Source organism: Oceaniglobus trochenteri (assembly GCF_020529025.1).
Classification (GTDB): domain Bacteria; phylum Pseudomonadota; class Alphaproteobacteria; order Rhodobacterales; family Rhodobacteraceae; genus Oceaniglobus; species Oceaniglobus trochenteri.
In genome coordinates this window covers 22634-39321 of record NZ_JACNMM010000009.1, presented here as the reverse complement: position 1 = coordinate 39321, position 16688 = coordinate 22634, and the positions used below count along the sequence as shown (strand labels likewise).

General features: G+C 67.5%; 19 protein-coding genes. 14 read left to right on the top strand and 5 right to left on the bottom strand.

Features of this window, described 5'->3' with window-relative positions; genetic code table 11:
• Positions 1 to 95: 95 nt before the first annotated feature.
• Positions 96 to 1067 carry a phosphatase PAP2 family protein gene (locus H7828_RS15750; protein ID WP_226782015.1) on the bottom strand — a complete coding sequence of 324 codons (972 nt, stop codon included), beginning with the start codon at positions 1065 to 1067 and terminating at the stop codon, positions 96 to 98.
• Between the two features lie 169 nt (positions 1068 to 1236).
• On the opposite strand from H7828_RS15750, the gene greA reads away from it, so the two are divergent.
• A complete protein-coding gene (gene greA / locus H7828_RS15745) occupies positions 1237 to 1707 on the top strand; it encodes a transcription elongation factor GreA (protein ID WP_226782014.1) in 471 nt (156 codons plus the stop codon).
• Between the two features lie 38 nt (positions 1708 to 1745).
• Entirely contained in the window at positions 1746 to 2759 is a 1014-nt protein-coding gene (locus H7828_RS15740) for a hypothetical protein (RefSeq protein WP_226782013.1), read from the top strand.
• 14 nt (positions 2760 to 2773) lie between these two features.
• Here the strand turns inward: H7828_RS15740 and H7828_RS15735 are convergent, their stop codons facing one another.
• Positions 2774 to 3103, bottom strand: a complete 330-nt coding sequence (locus H7828_RS15735) for an AzlD domain-containing protein (RefSeq protein WP_226782012.1) — start codon at positions 3101 to 3103, stop codon at positions 2774 to 2776.
• Positions 3100 to 3807: an AzlC family ABC transporter permease gene (locus H7828_RS15730; RefSeq protein ID WP_226782011.1), complete on the bottom strand. Its 708-nt coding sequence runs from the start codon at positions 3805 to 3807 to the stop codon at positions 3100 to 3102. The genes H7828_RS15735 and H7828_RS15730 overlap by 4 nt, the downstream gene beginning before the upstream one ends.
• 54 nt (positions 3808 to 3861) lie before the next feature.
• On the opposite strand from H7828_RS15730, the gene H7828_RS15725 reads away from it, so the two are divergent.
• From H7828_RS15725 to H7828_RS15690, 8 genes are all read left to right on the top strand, one after another.
• On the top strand, positions 3862 to 4746 hold the full coding sequence (locus tag H7828_RS15725; RefSeq protein ID WP_226782010.1) for a formate dehydrogenase accessory sulfurtransferase FdhD: 885 nt from the start codon (positions 3862 to 3864) through the stop codon (positions 4744 to 4746).
• Complete coding sequence (mobA, locus tag H7828_RS15720) at positions 4743 to 5321, top strand: molybdenum cofactor guanylyltransferase MobA (protein ID WP_226782009.1); 579 nt, start codon at positions 4743 to 4745, stop codon at positions 5319 to 5321. The genes H7828_RS15725 and mobA overlap by 4 nt, the downstream gene beginning before the upstream one ends.
• Positions 5318 to 5812 carry a molybdopterin-guanine dinucleotide biosynthesis protein B gene (gene mobB, locus H7828_RS15715; RefSeq protein ID WP_226782008.1) on the top strand — a complete coding sequence of 165 codons (495 nt, stop codon included), beginning with the start codon at positions 5318 to 5320 and terminating at the stop codon, positions 5810 to 5812. The genes mobA and mobB overlap by 4 nt, the downstream gene beginning before the upstream one ends.
• Positions 5809 to 7905, top strand: a complete 2097-nt coding sequence (locus H7828_RS15710; RefSeq protein ID WP_226782007.1) for a molybdopterin-binding protein — start codon at positions 5809 to 5811, stop codon at positions 7903 to 7905. Before mobB ends, H7828_RS15710 begins: the two co-directional genes overlap by 4 nt.
• 140 nt (positions 7906 to 8045) lie before the next feature.
• Positions 8046 to 8516 carry a DUF6173 family protein gene (locus H7828_RS15705; protein WP_226782006.1) on the top strand — a complete coding sequence of 157 codons (471 nt, stop codon included), beginning with the start codon at positions 8046 to 8048 and terminating at the stop codon, positions 8514 to 8516.
• Positions 8517 to 8599: 83 nt separating this feature from the next.
• On the top strand, positions 8600 to 8734 hold the full coding sequence (locus H7828_RS15700) for an aa3-type cytochrome c oxidase subunit IV (protein WP_226782005.1): 135 nt from the start codon (positions 8600 to 8602) through the stop codon (positions 8732 to 8734).
• A gap of 10 nt (positions 8735 to 8744) precedes the next feature.
• Positions 8745 to 9374: a hypothetical protein gene (locus H7828_RS15695; RefSeq protein WP_342592302.1), complete on the top strand. Its 630-nt coding sequence runs from the start codon at positions 8745 to 8747 to the stop codon at positions 9372 to 9374.
• Positions 9375 to 9567: 193 nt separating this feature from the next.
• Entirely contained in the window at positions 9568 to 10344 is a 777-nt protein-coding gene (locus H7828_RS15690; protein WP_226782004.1) for a class II glutamine amidotransferase, read from the top strand.
• Here H7828_RS15690 and H7828_RS15685 read toward each other — a convergent pair.
• Together H7828_RS15685 and H7828_RS15680 are read right to left on the bottom strand one after the other, a co-directional pair.
• A complete protein-coding gene (locus H7828_RS15685; RefSeq protein WP_226782003.1) occupies positions 10341 to 11372 on the bottom strand; it encodes an MBL fold metallo-hydrolase in 1032 nt (343 codons plus the stop codon). The two genes, H7828_RS15690 and H7828_RS15685, sit on opposite strands and share 4 nt — an antisense overlap.
• Before the next feature lie 2 nt (positions 11373 to 11374).
• A complete protein-coding gene (locus tag H7828_RS15680; protein WP_226782002.1) occupies positions 11375 to 13075 on the bottom strand; it encodes an acyl-CoA dehydrogenase family protein in 1701 nt (566 codons plus the stop codon).
• A gap of 125 nt (positions 13076 to 13200) precedes the next feature.
• On the opposite strand from H7828_RS15680, the gene H7828_RS15675 reads away from it, so the two are divergent.
• The 4 genes from H7828_RS15675 (at position 13201) to H7828_RS15660 (ending at position 16681) form a co-directional block, all read left to right on the top strand.
• Positions 13201 to 14136: an L-threonylcarbamoyladenylate synthase gene (locus H7828_RS15675; RefSeq protein ID WP_226782001.1), complete on the top strand. Its 936-nt coding sequence runs from the start codon at positions 13201 to 13203 to the stop codon at positions 14134 to 14136.
• Between the two features lie 52 nt (positions 14137 to 14188).
• Positions 14189 to 14533 (top strand): VOC family protein, encoded by a 345-nt coding sequence (locus tag H7828_RS15670; protein ID WP_226782000.1) that lies wholly within the window; start codon positions 14189 to 14191, stop codon positions 14531 to 14533.
• Between the two features lie 223 nt (positions 14534 to 14756).
• Positions 14757 to 16163: a 3-isopropylmalate dehydratase large subunit gene (gene leuC / locus H7828_RS15665; RefSeq protein ID WP_226781999.1), complete on the top strand. Its 1407-nt coding sequence runs from the start codon at positions 14757 to 14759 to the stop codon at positions 16161 to 16163.
• Positions 16160 to 16681 carry a DUF308 domain-containing protein gene (locus H7828_RS15660; RefSeq protein WP_226781998.1) on the top strand — a complete coding sequence of 174 codons (522 nt, stop codon included), beginning with the start codon at positions 16160 to 16162 and terminating at the stop codon, positions 16679 to 16681. Before leuC ends, H7828_RS15660 begins: the two co-directional genes overlap by 4 nt.
• Positions 16682 to 16688: the final 7 nt, after the last annotated feature.

The window sequence follows — 16688 nt, the reverse complement described above, 5'->3', positions numbered from 1 at the left end:
CCCTGATCCTGTGGCCCGCCGGGCCCTTGGGGCAGGGATAGACAATGGCGCGCACTGGGGTCAATCGGAACCCGGCGTCGGGTGGTTTCGGCAGGTTACGGCGCGACGGGCTTCATCGCCCGTGCCGCATGGTGCGGGCGCCGCATCCAGGCCCGCAGCGCCAGCACGGTCGCGATCGAGAAATAACCGTCGATCGCATAGTGCCACCCAAGGTGCACCGACAGGATCTGATAGCCGGCAATCACGCCGATCATGGGCAAAAGCGCAAACCTGAACCGCTCCGCCAGGTAGAGCGCGATCACCGATGCCACCGCGACATGGACACTGGGAAAGGCCGAAATACCCGACCCAAGGGTCTGAACCCCGTCGGCATAAACCTGCCAAAGGTGCGATTGGGTCGCGCCCACCACGCTGTCGGTGATGCCCGATTGCGCCAATGCCTCCTGCAAGGGCGCAAAATCGCTGCTGCCGGTCATCCGCCCGAAATAGATCGGCCCGCCCGACATGAAGGTCAGCGCAAAAAGCGTGCCGATCCCGGCCCAGGCCCAGGCATAGAGCCGAAGGTAGAGTGACACCCGCCTGTCATCGCCATCGAACAGCGCCAGCAAGACCGGGAAGTACATCGACGGAATCATCCAAAGGCCCATGTAAAACGCCTGAAAGGTCTCACCCGACCACTGTAGCATGACTGCATGGGTCAGGCGCCAGGGGTCCACCCCCAGGTGCAGGGCGCGGTCGATGTCGGCCAGCAGCGGATCGGCCCAGAAGGGCACCGCAAAGGGCAAAGAGGCTTTCACCATGGTGAAGGTCAGGAAAAAGAAGCTGCATCCCACCAGCGCACCGATGGCCCGGGGGATCCTGGCCATCAGCCGCGCCCGCGGCAGAACCAGGAACAGGGCCGCAAAAGCGATCAGCGCCCACCAGGCCTGCTGAAAAAAGAACGTCATTGCAGATGGCACTGTCGCGGCCATGTCGCTCAGAACCGCCATCGGCTCTGCGCGGAACAGCGCGACGAATCCAAGGCCGAACAGCGCGTAGAAAACTGTGAAACGCAGGAAAAACTGCATGGCCGGGGTCCTGTCCAGTGTCGCCGCGATGGTGGCGGTGCCACGTCATAGCGCCCGATCTTGGCAAAACTAAGCCACCGCGCGGGCACCCGCCTATTGACTTTGCACCCCCGGCTTGGATTAACAGCGGGGTATTGCCGTTTCCCTTATGATCGAGACTGACGCGCCCATGGAAAAGATTCCGCTGACCAAAGACGGCCAGACCGCACTGAACGCCGAGCTGAAGACGCTGAAAAGCGTCGAGCGTCCGGCGATCATCCGCGCCATCGCCGAGGCCCGCGAACATGGCGACCTGTCCGAGAATGCCGAATACCACTCGGCCAAGGAAAAGCAGAGCTTCATCGAGGGCCGCATCAAGGAGATCGAGGGCATCCTGAGCCTGGCCGATGTCATCGACACCGCCAAGATGTCGGGCACGATCAAGTTCGGCGCCCGCGTGACCCTGGTGGACGAGGACACCGACGAGGAAAAGACCTATCAGATCGTCGGAGAGCCCGAGGCCAACCTCGAGGCCGGCAAGCTGAACATCAAGTCGCCCCTTGCCCGCGCCCTGATCGGCAAGGACGAAGGCGACAGCGTCGAGGTCCGCACACCGGGCGGCGAGAAAAGCTATGAAGTTCTGAAAATCGTATACAGCTGACCGGACCGGGGCCAGCATCCGGCCGGAAAGGGACGACAATGGCCGAGGCCAAAAAAGACACCTCCGTCGATCTGGGTATCTATGCCCGACCGGCGCCCGCGCCCGCCATGACCGACGGTGACAAGCTGGCGCTGGCGCTGGCGCTGCTGTGGCTTATCGGCTCGGGGCTGTTCTTCCTGATGTTCGGGCGGGGCGATGATGCGGTGGGCTTCGATCCGCTGCGCATGGTGATTACCCTGCTGGCGATCTTCCTGCCTGTCGCCCTGATCTGGGTCGGGGCGGCGGCGGCGCGCAGCGCCCGGATCATGCGCTACGAATCCGCGCGCCTGCACCTGGCCATCGACGGCATCCGCCAGGCCTATATCTCATCGCAGAAGACCGCGGCTTCCGGCGCCTCGCCCGAGGTGACGCGCAAGCTCAGCGAGATTGCCGAGGCGCAGAAGAAGACCGAAACGGCGCTGGCCACCTTCATTTCGATCCGCCCGCATACGCCGCACACCCCGCCCGCCGCCACCCCGCCCGCCAGTGGCGAGGAACAGGCCAGCCTCGCGCTTGGCACCCCGGCCGAGGCGATCGCGCCGCCGCTGGACACCGGCGATTTCATCTCGGCGCTGCAATTCCCCGAAAGCCCGGAAGACAAGGAAGGCTTTCGCGCCCTGCGGCGCGCCCTTCAGGATCGCCGCGCCGCGCAGTTGATCCAGGCGGCGCAGGATGTGCTGACCCTGCTGTCCCAGGATGGCATCTACATGGACGACCTGCGCCCCGACCGCGCCCGCCCCGACACCTGGCGCAAGTTCGCCAACGGAGAACGCGGCCGCGCGGTGGCCAGTCTTGGTGGTATCCGCGACCGGTCGTCGCTGGCGCTTTCGGCGGCACGGATGCGCAGCGATACGATCTTCCGCGACGCCTGCCATCATTTCCTGCGCAAGTTCGATCACATCTTCGCGGAATTCGAAAAGACGGCCACCGACGCCGAGATCGCCGCCCTGACCGACACCCGCACCGCCCGCGCCTTCATGCTGCTGGGCCGCGTCACCGGCACCTTCGATTAGGCGCGCGCCTGACCCTAACCCAGGGTGAACAACAGGGTGTAAAGCGCGACGGCGCCCCCCAGCATGGCCCAGATGGTGTTGCGCGTGGCCAGCCCCACACCAAAGGCCACCAGGGCGGCGACACCGCGCGCCAGGTCAGGTTCCCCCCCCGTGGCCGCGGGCCACAGAACCAGAGGCGCCACCATGCCGGGCAGCACCGCCACCGGCGTGTAGCGCAGAAGTTTCAGGACGATGGGCGGCATCGGCCGGTTGCCGATCAGGCCCAGGAACGAGAACCGGATCAGGTAGGTGCCCACCCCCAGCAGCAGGATGATGGTCCAGATTTCCAGGGTCGTATATGTCATGCCCGCCGCTCCTGCATCGTTTCCACCAGGGCCCCGACCAGCATCGCGCAACCCGCCGCCACCAGCAGACCCAACCCCGAGGGCATCCAGGCCAGCGCCAGCGCCACGACGACCGAGGTCAGCGCCGCCGCCAGGTGCGCCAGCGTCTTGAGAAGCGGCGCCGTCATCGCGATGAAGGCGATCGGCAGGGCAAAATCCAGCGCCAGGGCAGGCGGAATCGACGCGCCCACCGCCACGCCCACGAAGCCAAGCGCGTACCAGACCGGAAAGACCGGCGTCGAGACGCCGAAGAAATAGGCGATCTTGGCCTGCCAGGTCATGGCGGGGCGGCGTTCGTATTCCACCATGCTGCTGGCAAAGGTCTGATCGACGTTCAGATAGGCCACCACGGCGCGTTTCCAGAGGGGCGCCGCGCCAAGATGCGGGACCAGCGATGCCGAATACATCGCCATGCGCAGGTTGACCGCCAGCGCCGTGGCCAGCACGATCAGGATCGGGGCATTTTCCTGCATCAACGACACGGCGGCGAATTGCGACGCCCCGGCGATGACCAGAACGTTGAAGCCCATGGTCTCGGCCAGGGTCAGGCCCGCCTCGGTCGCGACGACGCCGAACAGCAGCGCGAAGGGTGCAAGCACCAGGATGAAGGGCGTGCCATCGCGCACGCCGCGCCAGTAATCGGATTTCGTGGTGGAGACTGCCATGGGAACGTCCTAGATTGCCCCTGCCCTATTACGCAGCCCGCGCCCGAGGTTCAAATGCCGATTTCCGACGCCGACGCGCCCTATCTTATCGCCCCCGATCCCCAGCGTGCGGGGCTGACGCGCCGTGTGCGCGGGGTCGATCACACGGGCGAGACGGGCGAGGTTACCGTGATCGAGGAACGCCCGCTGACCATCTACCTGAACGGCGCCGAGATCGTGACGGCCATGACCATCGGCGACTATCCCGAATACCTGGCGCTGGGATTCCTGCGAAACCAGGGGATGCTGCGGGCGGGCGAGGCGATCCGGGGCGTCGAATATGACGACGATCTTCAGGTCGTCGTGGTGCGCACCGACGCCACAACCACCTTTGAAGAGAAGCTGAAGAAGAAGACCCGCACCAGCGGTTGCGCCGTGGGCACCGTCTTCGGCGACATGATGGAAGGGCTTGAGGGGCTGACCCTGCCTTCGGCCGAGGTGCGCACATCCTGGCTTTATGCCCTGGCCGACAGGATCAACCGCACGCCGTCGCTTTACCTTGAATCCGGGGCGATTCATGGCACCGTCCTGTGCCAGGGCGCCCGCCCGCTGGTCTATATGGAGGACGTGGGCCGTCACAACGCGGTCGACAAGATCGCGGGCTGGATGCTGTCGGAAAACACCGCCGCGGCGGACAAGATCCTCTACACCACCGGGCGGCTGACCTCGGAAATGGTGATCAAGACGGCGCTCATGGGTATTCCGGTTTTGGCCTCACGCTCGGGCTTCACGGCCTGGGGGGTGGAGATCGCCCAGCAGGTGGGGCTGACGCTGATCGGACGAATGCGGGGGCGGCGGTTCACCTGCCTCTCCGGGGCCGAGAGATTGATCCGCGATGCCGATCTTTCGGCCGTGGCGGATGAACCGCGCGGCGCCGGGCGAAAGGGGGCAACGCGATGAACCAACCCTACGGCGTGATCCTTGCAGGCGGGCTGGCCCGACGCATGGGCGGGGGCGACAAGGGCCTTTTGCCCCTTGGGCGTGGCACGATCCTGTCCCATGTGATCGACCGGCTGGAACCGCAGGTGGCGGGCCTGGCCCTGAACGCCAATGGCGATCCGGCCCGCCTTGCCGGCCTGGGCCTGCCCGTGGTGCCCGACAGCATCGACGGCTTTGCCGGGCCATTGGCGGGGGTCCTGGCGGGGCTTGACTGGGCCGCCGCGCAGGGGGGCGAATACATCGTCACCGCCGCCGCCGACACGCCCTTCTTTCCCTGCGATCTGGTGCCGCGCCTTCTGGCCGAGGGGCCGGGCATCGTGCTGGCCGCCACGCCCGACGGCGCACACCCCACCTTCGGCCTCTGGCCCGTGGCCCTGCGCGACGATCTGCGCGCAGCACTGCAGGACGGGTTGCGCAAGGTGGTGCAGTGGACCGACCGGCACGGCGCGCGCCAGGCCCTCTTCGACGAGGGCGGCACCCCCTTCTTCAACGTGAACACCCCCGAAGACCTGGCCCGCGCCGAGGCGATGGCATGAAGCTTTACGGTGTGACCGGATGGAAGAACGCGGGCAAGACCGGGTTGATGGAGCGGCTGGTGGCCGAATTCACCGCCCGCGGCCTGAGGGTTTCCACCCTGAAACACGCCCACCACAGCTTTGACGTGGATCACCCGGGCAAGGACAGCCGCCGCCACCGCGAGGCGGGCGCGCAGCAGGTGCTGCTTTCGTCGGCCACCCGCTGGGCCCTGATGAGCGAGCTGCGCGGCGCGACCGAACCGACGCTGGAAGATCTTCTGCAACGGCTGGATCCTGTCGATCTGGTGCTGGTCGAAGGCTGGAAGCGCGACGCCCACCCCAAGGTCGAGGCATGGCGCGCCGAAACCGGCCACCCCCTGATCGCGCCGGGCGATCCGACAATCCGCGCCATCGCCAGCGACACCCCGGTCGAACTGCCGGGCCGGGCGCAGTTTCACCTGGACGACACCGCCGCCATCGCCGATTTCATTGCGCAGGAGCTGGCGCTGTGACCGGATATGACACCATCGCCATCGTCGATTGGTCGGCCGGAAACGACACCGGCGCGACACCGCGCAAGGATGCGATCTGGGCGGGCGTCGTGCGCGGCGGGATCGCGGCGCCGCCGGTCTATCTGCGCAACCGCGACCTGGCGCACTCCTGGCTGACCGCCCTGGCCCAGGGCGAAATCGCGGCGGGCCGGCGACTGCTGCTGGGGTTCGATTTTCCCTTCGGCTATCCCGACGGCTTTGGCCACCGTCTCTGCGGCACCGACGATCCGCTGGCTCTGTGGGACTGGTTCGCCGAGGCGCTGCACGACCGGCCACAGGGCAATGACCGGTTCGCGCTGGCCGGGCGGATCAACGCGATGTTTTCGGGCACGGGGCCCTTCTGGTTCAACGGCACCAAGACCGACATTCCCGGCCTGCCCCGCAAGGACAGCCGCGAGGGCCACGGGATGACGGAACGCCGCGCCGCCGACAGCGCCGCCACCGGTGCCTTCACCTGCTGGCAAATGGGTGGCGCGGGGGCCGTTGGCGGGCAGGCGATGACCGGCATGGCCGCCCTGTCGCGCCTGCGCGCCACGCTGGGCGACAGGGTGGCCGTCTGGCCGTTCCAGCCCCTGACCGCCCCCGTTGCCCTGGTCGAGGTCTGGCCCTCGCTGATTGCCCGGGTCGTGCGCGACCGCCAGCATAGCGACGAGATCCGCGATGCCGCCCAGGTGCGCGTGCTGGCCGAATCGCTCTGGCAGGCCCAGCAGGACGGCACGCTTGAACCCATGCTGAACGATGTGCCCCCTGCCGCCCGCGCCAGCGAAGGCTGGATCTTGGGCCTTGGTCATGAAACCGCGCTGGCCGCCCCGACCCTGCGCAACGATTGCTTTGCCCTGCCCCCCGGCGTCACCTGGACCCCGGTTGACGATGCCCTGGCCCTGCTGCGCGACCGGCTGCGCCCGGTGGTGCGGCGCGAAACCCTGGCCACGGAAAGGGCCGATGGCCGCATCCTGGCCCGCGATCATGCGGCGGCGCGGTCGAACCCGCCGGGGGCCAATGCCGCCGTCGATGGCTATGGCTTTGCCCACGCCACCCTGTCGCCGGGCGCACAGCGCCTGCCCCTTGTGGCCGGACGATCCGCCGCCGGCGCGCCGCTGAAGGCAACGGTGCCCCCCGGCCATGCCCTGCGCATCCTGACCGGCGCGCTGATCCCCGAAGGCGTGGATACCGTGGTGTTGCAGGAGGATTGCACGGTCGCCGACGGGCATGTCAGCCTGCCCGCCCTGCCGAAGGTTGGCGCCAATACCCGCAAGGCCGGTGAAGACGTGACAATGGGCGCCCCCGCCCTGCCCGCCATGCACCGGCTGCGCCCGCCCGACCTGGCGCTTCTGTCGGCGGTGGGGCTGGCGCAGGTCGATGTCTTTGCGCAACTGCGGGTCGGGGTGTTGTCGACGGGCGATGAACTGGTGGCTCCCGGCACCTCTGCCGATCCGGCCCGCACCTATGACGCCAACCGCCCGATGCTTCTGGCGCTGGCCGCCCGCTGGGGCCATGCGCCGGTGGATCTGGGCCATGTGGGCGATGACCGCGCCGCCCTGCGCGACCGGCTGAACGCGGCGCGCGAAACCACCGACGTGGTGCTGACCTCGGGCGGCGCCTCGGCCGGAGAGGAGGACCACGTTTCGGCCCTTCTGGCCGAGGCGGGGGCGATGCAGGCCTGGCGGATTGCCCTGAAGCCGGGCCGCCCCCTGGCGCTGGGCATGTGGGACGGCATGCCGGTCTTCGGCCTGCCGGGCAACCCGGTGGCGGCCCTTGTCTGTGCGCTGATCTTCGCGCGCCCGGCGCTGTCGCGGCTGGCGGGGGGCGATTGGGTGGCGCCGGTGGCTTTCGACGTGCCCGCCGGTTTTGCCAAGCGCAAGAAGGCCGGACGGCGCGAATACCTGCGCGCCCGCCTGCGCGACGGGCGGGCCGAACCCTTTGCCTCGGAAGGGTCGGGGCGGATTTCGGGGCTGAGCTGGGCCGAGGGATTGATCGAACTGCCCGATGGCGCGGCCGAAATCGCGCCGGGTGACATGGTGCGTTTCCTGCCCTACGGCGGTTTCGGCTTCTGAGGGGTGGGATGGGGGCGCTGCCCCCGACGCCTGCGGCGTCTCCCCCGGGATATTTGAGGACCAAAGATGGGGGCGGGGCCGTGATCCGGGGTTTTCCCCGCCCGCGCGGGCGCTAGGATGGGGGCAAAGGGAGCCGCCAGATGAACGATCCGATCCAGACCACAGCCGAAGCCGCGGAAGCCGCCGCCATGCCCCGCGCCCATGCGGTGCACACCGACCCCGACCGCGACTGCGCGGAAAAGGCGCCGCTGCCCCAGGGCGCCGCCAAGCGCCCCCTTGCCGAGAAGAGCGCGGCGGAATGGGCCTATCAGCGGCTGATCCTCTATATCCAGCATTTCGAGAAGCAACTGGACAACGAACACGAGGTGGCCATGGGGTTTGTCGGCGGCGCGCCGGGGGTGATGCGGATCGAGGGCATGGGGTTTTACGACCCCGACATCGTGACCTTCTATGGCTCGGACCCGGCAGGTGCGCGCACCCAGCTGATCCAGCATGTCAGCCAACTGAACGTCCTGCTGCGCGCCCTGCCCAAGCAGGCCGACCAGGCCGAACCCAACCGGATCGGGTTCCGCCTGGCCGCCGACCTGGACGAACCGGCGGAAGAGGCGTGACGCCTTGTCCGCCAACAGGGTCGTGACAGGCCCGGCGGAATCGTCTATCCCGGCCCAAACGCAGCCTTTCAGGAACCCATGACATGGCCGAACACAAGCCCGGATCAATGAACATCGAAGCCCAGGAAAAGACCTTTGCCGGCTTCATCACCTTCGTCACCCGCGCATCGATCGCGATCATCGTGGTGCTGATCCTGCTTGCGATGCTGAACGGCTGAGGCGGCGCCGGTGACGCTGCGCGCGCTGCTTGCCCTTGCGCTGCTGGCCCTTGCGGGCTGTGGCGCGGGTGCCGTTTCGGTCGTTGCCCCGATGGAAGAGGTGCAGCGGCGGGCCTATGTCCACCCGGGGCCGAAATCGCTCACGCTTTATACGGTGATCAACAACAGGTCGGGGTCAGGCGCGCATACGGCGCTGATGGTGAATGCCAGCCAGCGCGTGCTGTGGGATCCTTCGGGATCGTTCTATCACCCCGCGGCGCCCGAGCGGAACGACGTTCTGTTCGGCTTTACCCCGACGATCCAGGCCGTCTATGTCGATTACCACGCGCGCGAGACCTTCCGCATCGTCGAACAGACGGTCGAGGTCGCGCCCGAGGTGGCCGAACTGGCGCTGAAGCTGGTGCAGGAACAGGGCGCGGCGGGCAGCGCCACCTGTTCGATCACCACCACCGGGATCCTGGCGAAACTGCCGGGGTTCGAAGGCTTCCCCGTCAGCTATTTCCCGGTGAAGACCATGGAGAATTTCGCCGAACGCACCGGCGTGCAGCGGCGCACGATCACCGATGACGATGCCGACGACAACCACGGCGTGCTGTTCCGCGTGACCCGCCCGCAGGGCCCGGCAAACGCGACGCCCTGACGGGGGCGGCGAGGGGGCGAAAATCCGACGGCGACACATCGAATGGGATTTGTCGCCGCCCCGATCCTGCTAGACTGTGCCGGTGAAAGCCGCCGGAGCAGCCCCATGCCGTACAACGCCCGCCCCCCCGTTGACCGAAACCCTTCCGCATCAAGGCGACCCCGCCCTGCCCCGATGGCGGTGCGCTGACGCCATGTGCCGCATTGCCGCCTACCTGGGCCCCACGATCCCGCTGGAAAACATCATCGTGCGCCCCACCCATTCGCTGCTGACCCAGAGCCAGCGCGCCACCGAGGCGAAGCTGGCCGTCAACGGCGATGGCTTCGGCATCGCCTGGTACCTGGCCGATGTCGTCCGGCCGGGGCTTTACCGCGATGTCCTGCCCGCCTGGGCCGATGGCAACCTTGTCAGCCTGTGCCGCATGGTGCGCAGCCCGCTGTTCCTGTCGCATATCCGCGCCTCGACCGTTGGGGAAACCTCGCGCGCGAACTGCCATCCCTTCGCCTATGAGAACTGGGCCTTCTGCCACAACGGGCAGGTGCCCCATATCAACCGCATCCGCCGCCGGGTCGAATCGGCGCTGCCGGACGCGCTGTATCACCACCGCAAGGGGACCACGGATTCCGAGCTTCTGTTCCTGATGCTGCTGGCCCATGGGCTGGACCGTGATCCGGTCGCGGCTATCGACGCGATGCTGGCCGACCTGGGCGAGGATACGCCCGATGGCCCGGTGCGCATGACCTGCGTCTTCAGCGACGGCGCCGCGCTTTATGCCTTCCGCCATGCCTCGGACGGGAAGTGCCCCTCGCTCTATATCTCGGACAGGCTGGACAATGGCGGGCGGGCGATTGCCTCGGAGCCGCTGGAGGATGACGGGCTGCGCTGGCGCTGCGTGGAGCCGGGGCGGCTGTTGATGCTGCGAGACGGCCAGGCCGAATATCGGCAACTGGGCGCATCGCTGGCGGCCTAAGCCTTCATCTGCCAGAGCCATGCGCCGTCATCGCGCCGGGTTCGGGTGGCCCGCCCGGCGTGCCACAGATGCTGGCAATGGGCGAAAGCCTCGACCAGGGCGAGGCCGTAGTCGCCCGGCCCGATCTCGCGCTTGAAGAGGGCCGGGAAACATTCGGTCGCGGTTCTCGGCGTGGCAAGGTGAACTTCCAGCCGGGCCAGCGCGCCGTGGTGATTGTCGATCAACTGGCGCAAGCGGGTGGGCAGGCCATGGAACGGCAGCTTGTGACCGGGCAGAATTAGTTGCCCTTCATCGGCGAACCGGGCCAGGCGCGCGCAGGATTCAAGCCAGTCGGCCACCGGATCGGCCAGGGGTTCGGTGGCATAGACCCCGAGGTTGGGCGAAATCGACGGGATCAGTTGATCGCCGCCGATCACCAGGCCATCCTCGCGCGACCAGAGCGTGGCATGTTCGGGCGCATGGCCGTTGCCGATGCGCACATCGAAGGTGCGCCCGCCGATCCGCACCACGCCGCCTTCGGCGATGCGCGTGAACCCCAGGGGCAGTGGCGCCACAGCATCGGTAAAGTTGAAGGGCCGTTCCTGCGCCCGTTGCTCCAGCAACGCCGGGTCCATCCCCGCGCCGCGCCAGAAGGCCAGGGTTTCGGGGGTCGGCAAGGGTTGGTCGTCCAGCACCAGCATCCGCGCCATCAGCCAGGCGGTGCGGGTGGTGATCAGCTCCGCCCCCCGCCCCTGGAACCAGCCGGCCAGCCCGATGTGATCGGGGTGGTGATGGGTGACAAGAACGCGCGTCACCGGGCGCCCGGCCAGCGGCCCTGCCAACAGCGCCTCCCACAGGGCGCGCGACTTGCGGCTGTCGAAACCGGTATCGACGATGCACCAGCCCGCGCCGTCCTCCAGCGCGTAGACGTTGACGTGGTCCAGCGCCATGGGAAGCGGCAGGCGCATCCACAGCACGCCCTCGGCCACCTCGGTGGCGGCGCCCAGTTCGGGCGGCGCGAAGGGGTATCGCAGGCCCGCCGGGGCCACCCCTAGACCGCCAGATCGTCGGGGGAGATCGCCATCAGGCCCTCGGCCCCAGCGCGGACATGGGCCAGAAGGCCGGCATGTTCAGGCAACATCCGGCGGATGTAGAAATCTGCCAGGGCCCTGCGCGCGTCATCACCCGCCACCGCCGATTTCAGATGCACATGCGCCCCAAGCACCCGCGCGAAGGCCCGCAGATAGGGCACCGCGCCGGCGAACCTGTCCTGCACCTCCTGCTCGACCAGCCATTCGGTGGTTTCGCGCAGGGATTCGGCGGCGTTCCACACCGCCTGGGCCAGGGTTTCGTGGCCGGCGCGGGCGGCTTCGGCGGCGGACTGCACCTCGTCCAGCAGGGCGAAGGCAGCGTCGCCGCCATCCATCATCTTGCGCGCCACAAGATCCATCGCCTGAATGCCGTTGGTTCCTTCGTAGATCGCCGTCACGCGGACATCGCGGGCATATTGCGCCGCGCCGGTTTCCTCGATGAAGCCCATGCCGCCATGCACCTGCACGCCGGTCTGGGCCACGTCGATGCCGACATCGGTGCCAAAGGCCTTGGCGATCGGCGTCAGAAGGGCAGCGCGGGCCTTCCAGGCATCGTCATCCAGCGCCTTTGCCATGTCGATGGCCACCGCGCACATCAGGGCAATGCCCCGCGCGGCGCGGGTGTCGGCCTTCATGGTTGCCAGCATCCGGCGCACATCGGCGTGTTCGATGATGGTGCCGCTGCCGCCCGCGCGGCCCTGCTTGCGGTCCTGCGCATAGGCCAGCGCGTGCTGATAGGCGCCTTCGGCCACGCCGATGCCCTGAACCCCCACGCCAAGGCGGGCGTTGTTCATCATGGTGAACATCGCCGCCATGCCGCCATGTTCCGGCCCCACCAGCCAGCCGGTGGCGCCATCGTACTGCATCACCGCCGTCGGGCTGCCGTGCAGGCCCATCTTGTGTTCCAGGCTGACGACGTTCAGCGCGTTGCGCTTGCCGGGGGTGCCATCCGCGTCGGGGATGAACTTGGGCACCATGAACAGGGAAATCCCCTTGGTGCCGGGCACCGCATCGGGCAGACGCGCCAGAACAAGATGACAGACGTTCTCGGTGAAATCGTTGTCGGCCCAGGAGATATAGATCTTCTGCCCGGTGATCGCATAGGTGCCGTCGCCGCCGGGCACCGCCTTGGTGCGCAGGGCGCCAACGTCGCTGCCGGCCTGGGGTTCGGTCAGGTTCATCGTGCCGCACCATTCCCCCGAAATCAGCTTGGGCAGGTACAGCGCCTTGATCTCGTCGCTGGCGTGATGTTCCAGCGCCTCGATCTGGCCCTGGCTCATCAGCGGGTTCAGTTGCAGCGACAGGCAGGCCGAGGACATCATCTCGTTTACGGCGGTCGTCACCGCCATGGGCAGGCCCAGGCCGCCGTGGTCCTGCGGGGCCGACATGCCGATCCAGCCGCCCTCGGCGATGGCGCGATAGCCTTCGGCAAAACCGGGCGACGTCCGCACCACGCCATTCTCGAGAACCGCCGGATGGGTGTCACCGGGCCGTTGCAGCGGCGCCAGCACATCCTCGCACAGCTTGCCCGCCTCGGTCAGGATCGCGCTGGTCATGTCCGGCGTCGCCTCGGCGAACATCTCGGTGGCGGCGACCTGTTTCAGGTCGACCACATTGTCGAAAAGAAAGGTGAATTCGTCGGCAATGGCGCGATAGGGCATGAAATCCTCCTGGCACGAATGGTCCGCCACGCTTGGCATCGCGCGCACGGGGGACTAAGGCAATGCCAGCAATCTGAAGCGCACCGCGCCACCCGGCAACCCGAAACGCAGCGTCACGAGCCGACATGACCAGAACCCTGACAGAGACACCCGATGATGTGGCCGAAGCCGCCCGCCTTCTGCGGCAGGGTCGGCTTGTCGCCTTTCCCACCGAAACCGTCTATGGGCTGGGGGCCGATGCCACCAACGATACCGCCGTCGCCGCGATCTACGAGGCGAAGGGCCGCCCGCGGTTCAACCCGCTGATCATCCACCTGCCCGACATCGATTCCGTTCATCGTTATGCCGTTCTTGACGGCCCCGCGCTGGCTCTGGCCCGCGCCGTCTGGCCCGGGGCGATGACGCTGGTTCTGCCGCTGCGCCGGGATGCGGGGCTGTCGCCGCTGGTGACGGCGGGGCTGGATTCGGTCGCCGTGCGCCTGCCCGACCTGGGGCTGGCGCGGCGCCTGCTGGCGGCGGTGGGCCGGCCCGTCGCCGGGCCGTCGGCCAACCCCTCGGGGCGGGTCAGCCCGACGACGGCGCAGCATGTGATCGACGGGCTGGGCGGGCGGATCGACGCGGTGCTGGACGGGGGCGCCTGCGGCGTGGGGCTGGAATCGACCATCGTCGGGTTTGACCCGGCGCCCACCCTGCTGCGCCCCGGTGGCATCGCCGCCGAAACCCTGGCCGAACACATCGGCGCGCCGCTGGCCCGCCCCGGCGTCAATACGCAGATCACGGCGCCCGGCCAGCTTGCCTCGCATTACGCGCCCAACGGAACCGTGCGGCTGAACGTCACCGCCCCCGAACCCGGCGAAACCCTTCTGGGCTTCGGGCCGGTGGGGGCCAGTCTCAACCTTTCGCCCACCGGAGACCTGGCCGAGGCGGCCGCGAACCTTTTCCGCCACCTCAGGCGGCTGGACGACATGGGTGTCAGCCGCATTGCCGTTTCGCCCGTTCCCGAAACCGGTCTGGGCCTGGCCATCAACGACCGGCTGCGCCGCGCCGCCGCGCCCCGCTGAGCGCGGAACATCGGGCCCCCTGGCGCGTTGAACCCGCGACCAAGGAGGCATCATGACCATCGCGAAGATCTACGCACAGCTTTCATGCCGCAGCCTTGCGCAGGGCACGGCATGGTTCGCCAACATCTTCGGGCGCGGCCCCGATGCCCGCCCGATGGAGGGCCTGGCCGAATGGCACCACGAAGACCATGCCGGCTTCCAGCTGTTCCAGAACCCCGACGACGCCGGCCACGGCACATTGACGCTGTTCGTCCGGGACCTGGCCGAGGTGCACAACCAGCTCTGTGATCTCGGGCTCAACCCGCCGGGCATCGAACGGGGCGACAGCGTGACCATCGTCCGCCTGCGCGACCCCGATTCCAACCTTGTGGTGCTGGCCCAGCCGCGCCACGCCTGAGCGCATCCTGTCAGACCCCGGGTGCGGCGCTAATCATCTTGCCCCGCACCCCGCGCCATTGTATCCAGCCTGCCATGACTCAGGTTTTCGACATGGATGACCGCGCGCGCCTGCCCTGGCGCTTTTTCGGCGCGACGCTGACCGTTCTCGCACGGCTTTGACGCGCGCCGCGCGCCCGACGGTTCATTATCCATCGCCCACCCCTTGCGAAAGAGACCAAACCATGTCCCCCAAAACGCTTTATGACAAGATCTGGGATGCCCACGTCGCCCACGAGGACGAAGACGGCACCACCCTGCTGTATATCGACCGCCACCTGGTTCACGAGGTGACCAGCCCGCAGGCCTTTGAAGGGCTGCGCATGACCGGCCGCAGTGTCCGCGCCCCGGACAAGACGATTGCAGTTCCCGATCACAACGTGCCCACCACGCTGGACCGCGCCAAGGGCATCGAAAACGAAGAGTCGCGCATCCAGGTCGAGGCACTGGACAGGAACGCCAAGGATACCGGCATCCACTATTACCCCGTGTCCGACGTGCGCCAGGGCATCGTGCATATCGTCGGCCCCGAACAGGGCTGGACCCTGCCGGGCATGACCGTGGTCTGCGGTGACAGCCACACCGCCACCCACGGCGCCTTCGGCGCGCTGGCCCATGGCATCGGCACCTCCGAGGTTGAGCATGTGCTTGCCACCCAGACGCTGATCCAGAAGAAAAGCAAGAACATGAAGGTGGAAATCACCGGCAAGCTGGCGCCGGGTGTCACCGCCAAGGACATCACCCTGTCGGTGATCGGCAAGACCGGGACCGCCGGGGGCACCGGCTATGTGATCGAATACTGCGGCGAGGCGATCCGCGATCTTTCCATGGAAGGGCGGATGACCGTCTGCAACATGGCCATCGAAGGCGGTGCACGCGCCGGCCTGATCGCGCCCGACGAAAAGACGTTCGAATACTGCAAGGGCCGCCCCCACGCCCCGAAAGGTGCGCAATGGGAAGCCGCGCTGAACTGGTGGAAGACGCTGAAATCCGATGACGACGCCCATTGGGACAAGGTCATCACCATCCGTGGCGAAGACATCGCGCCGGTGGTCACCTGGGGCACCTCGCCCGAGGACGTTCTGCCGATCACCGCCAATGTCCCTGCCGCCGAGGATTTCAAGGGCGGCAAGGTGGATGCCGCGCGCCGGTCGCTGGAATACATGGGCCTGACCGCCGGCACGCCGCTGACCCAGGTCGAGATCGACACGGTGTTCATCGGGTCCTGCACCAACGGACGGATCGAGGATCTGCGCGCCGCCGCCGCGATCCTGAAGGGCAAGAAGGTAAAGGACGGCATCCGCGCGATGATCGTTCCCGGCTCGGGCCTCGTGCGCGCCCAGGCCGAGGAAGAGGGCCTGGCCGAGATCTTCACCGAGGCCGGGTTCGAATGGCGCCTTGCGGGCTGTTCCATGTGCCTGGCCATGAACCCCGATCAGCTGAGCCCCGGTGAACGCTGTGCCGCCACCTCGAACCGCAACTTCGAAGGCCGCCAGGGCCGGGGCGGACGCACCCACCTGATGAGCCCGGCCATGGCCGCCGCAGCCGCCATCACCGGACGGCTGACTGACGTGCGGGAACTGATGACATGAAGCCTGCAAACAAGTGGCTGTTGCTGGGGGTGGTTTCGGTAGGCTTCGGGGTGTTTGCCCTGGGCAATACCGTCGTGGCCTCGCTTGCCGTGACCACGCTGACCGGCGCGCTGTTCCTGCTGAGCGGCGGTTTCCAGATCGTCGGCAGCATCATGGGCCACGAGGGGACCGGATCGAAGATCGTGAACATCGCCATCGGCGCGCTGATGGCCTTTCTGGGCCTGTCCTTCCTCATCAACCCGCTGGAAGGCATCATCTCGCTCGCGATGCTGGTTCTGCTGCTTCTGCTGGCAACAGGCGTTCTTCGGATTGTCCTGTCCTGGCGGATGCGCAACACGCGGTTCTTCTGGCCGATGCTGATTTCCGGTGCGCTTTCTGTGCTTCTGGGTGGCTATATCTGGGCCAACTTCGCCGCCGTCGGACCGCAGCTTCTGGGCATCCTCCTGGGGATCGAATTGTTGCTCAACGGGCTGGGCCTGATCGCCCTGTCGTTCTTTGTGCGCGCCGCACGCAAGTAATTCCGGG